Source organism: Candidatus Cloacimonadota bacterium (assembly GCA_034661015.1).
GTDB lineage: Bacteria > Cloacimonadota > Cloacimonadia > JGIOTU-2 > JGIOTU-2 > JAYEKN01.
The window spans coordinates 1-2,770 of record JAYEKN010000179.1; the positions used below are offsets into that span (position 1 = coordinate 1).

The 2,770-nt window shown below is 38.0% G+C and carries 4 protein-coding genes; 2 read left to right on the forward strand and 2 right to left on the reverse strand.

Translation table 11 applies throughout. The annotated features are described in order from the left end of the window. The first annotated feature begins 216 nt into the window (after positions 1–216). Together U9P79_06790 and U9P79_06795 are read left to right on the forward strand one after the other, a co-directional pair. Complete coding sequence (locus tag U9P79_06790) at positions 217–453, forward strand: hypothetical protein (GenBank protein MEA2104329.1); 237 nt, start codon at positions 217–219, stop codon at positions 451–453. Positions 454–543: 90 nt separating this feature from the next. After that, positions 544–927 carry a hypothetical protein gene (locus U9P79_06795; GenBank protein MEA2104330.1) on the forward strand — a complete coding sequence of 128 codons (384 nt, stop codon included), beginning with the start codon at positions 544–546 and terminating at the stop codon, positions 925–927. Here U9P79_06795 and U9P79_06800 read toward each other — a convergent pair. Together U9P79_06800 and U9P79_06805 are read right to left on the reverse strand one after the other, a co-directional pair. Further along, positions 914–1,822, reverse strand: coding sequence for a hypothetical protein (locus U9P79_06800; protein MEA2104331.1), 909 nt, complete (start codon positions 1,820–1,822; stop codon positions 914–916). The genes U9P79_06795 and U9P79_06800 overlap by 14 nt on opposite strands. A 76-nt stretch (positions 1,823–1,898) precedes the next feature. Beyond that, positions 1,899–2,770 (reverse strand): hypothetical protein (locus U9P79_06805; GenBank protein MEA2104332.1); only part of this gene is annotated, 872 nt, incomplete at its 5' end.

The window sequence follows — 2,770 nt, forward strand, 5'->3', positions numbered from 1 at the left end:
ATAGGAAGAATTCACGTAGACGCTTTTATTAGTTCTGCCTGCCCCCCTCTCTCTGTTAGTGAAATCGAGGTGGACTGGGTTAGGTCTGGTGCCATTCTGCTCGAATAGACTTTTTTGTTTGTTTCCTCTAACAAAAAGAAAATCAAATCAAAAAAAAGAAAATCAAATCAAAAAAAGAAAATCAAAAAAGAAATTCAAATCAAAAAAAGAAAATCAATGGGTTTCGGTCTTCCCTCGGTTCCTTCGATTCCATCTGGCATCCCGTCATCTCCTTTCGGGGGTGATATGTTCAACATACCTAATCCTATCGAGGATTTATCGGGTGTCTTAAATCAAACGATTGGTACCATTCTTTCCCCGCTGACAAATCTCACAAAAGGGTTAGGCTCAATTCTCCCGACAATTCTTGTGGGTGGCGCAATAGTGGGAGGAATTATTCTGATCAAAAAGTAAGTTTTTTGGCTTTCTCCCATAATAAAAGACAATTTACCTTTTTTGTTAGAAAAGTTTCAAACGAAAAAAACAAAAAAACAAACAGAAAACATGGGTTTCGGTAGTTTCGTTCATCACGCTACGCACTCCATTTCGCATCCATCCTCTTCCATACATAGTGGAATTTCTAAGATATGGGGTGGGGGCGGTAATTTCACCCATCATCATCTTATCGGCGGAAATCCCGCAACTTGGTCGCCTATTCCTTATCATAATCCAGTTGTTTCATTGCCTACAAAAGGTGTGCTTTCTCCCCCTTTGGATAATCCATTTTCAGATCTCAAAAAGAGGATTGAAGGTATCATTCCGAGTGCTGACCCCCGAAAAATGCCGACCAAAACACCTTCTGTCGGTCAATCATCTTCCCTTCTCTCAAATCCACTACTTTTGTTGGGCGGATTGGGTGTTGCAGGTTATTTCATTATGAAGAAGTAGAGGAGAAAAAGGCGCGGTATCGTTTCATTTCGTCCTTAAGCTTAGTTTTACGGCAAATTCTCCTAAACAACAAATTCATTTTTTTCTTTTTGTTTTCATCCTTGATATCGACGACAAATTCACACAAATCATCTCTTTTCAAACAAGGAAGAATTTTGAGCAGAAAATGACCGAAGCGCATCGTTTTACGTGGTCTCTTTGATAATTGGACGTATCCGTCATGATAAATGGAAAACAGGTGAAAAAGAGCGTCTTTTTCAACCTCATTCATTGATTTACGGATTGAAATATGATGAAAAAGGATAGCGTTCGCCATCGGATAGGATTTACTCTTTCCTTTTTTCTTCATGATTTCCCGTAGTTCCAACAAAGAAAGGGCAGGCTTTAAATCTCTCTTAATTTGTTCGTAAATCGGAAGCCATTTTCCTTCCGCAAAATTCCCTAATAATTGTTTAATGTTCATTTTCAGACATCTGATTTTGTGATATGGCACTTTATTGTGGGCGTGATGATAATCCCTTCCGCAAAAATCATCCAGCATAAATCCTCGTTGTGAGACCCCGCAATTCGGGCAAACTAATTCTCCCCCAAAAGGTTCCAGCTTTCTCGAACATTGTGAGCAGGTCTTTTCCCTTAATCTCTTTTCCATTTTGAGCAGTAATTTTGTGTTTATTTGTTCCTTCAATTGTGGAAAAAGGCTTATCTTTTTACGAACATCGCGGATGTCTCCCAGATTTACTGACAAATCACGTCTGTTCCGTGGTTCTCTCGCCATTTCCTGAAGTTGTATGGTCATCCATCTTTCAGTTTCAATCACGCTTAATTCTCGTCCCTTTTCCGCAAGATATTTTCCAATTAATTTCGGAATACTCCATTCAACCAACAAAAATACCATTTATTCTTTTTTTCTCTTGTTTCAATCATATTAACTGAAAAGGAAAAAAATAAATTCGTTTTTAGGAAAAAACTATCTACCAAAGACGAATAAGAAATTGAAAATGGTGGCCATTTAAGTTCAGCGTTCCTTCTTCTATTTCTAATCTGACTTTTAGCCGTGTAGATATCGCGCATTCACGTAGTTTATAGCTTTGTCTATCATTCGAGGTGATATACTGAACATCGCCCAAATTTCCTTCAATAGCCCAAATCGCAGTAATGTCGCTACCGACAGCAGGATAGCAGTGATTTATGTCTGTGTGAATTTGGTCAATAAACAGGAAGAAATTACGCAATAATCTCATATTCACGATGTCCGAAGATGTGTATGAATTAGTCCCCGTGAAATCGGCTTGAGCAAATCCCAACAAACGGGCTAGATTTTCTTTTGTGGAGAGAAGAAGTGAAAAATTCGATGTTCTCTCGAAAGTCATTTTCCCTGTGATTGATTCGAATGAAACGGTAAAACCAGAAGAAGAAGCATTTAAGGCGGTTTCCATGTGGCTAACTAATTCAGTCGCCGAATAACTTCCTTCTGTTAGTGTGATTTCTACGTCATCTGATCCATCATTAATGGTGAAAGCAGAAGTGCTCAATTCATCGGAAATGTTGTAGAAAGTGAGGGGAATAGATGCTTTTTCGATACAACAATGTTCAAACGCTTTATTCTCGAGAGAGCGCTGAAATTCAACTATAAATTCTGTGTCTGTTCCTGAAGTTCTCTGAGAGCTGTCAACGAACAAAGAATGGATTCCGCTCATTTTCTTTCTTCTTTTTTCTTTTCTTTTTTTCTTTCTCTCTTTTTTTCTTTTGGAATGAAAATGGACGTTTATAGGAGTGAGACAGAAAAAAAGAATTTTGTTTTTTCGTTTGTTTTGAAAAGAGCTATTTTTCTCGAGAAACTTAG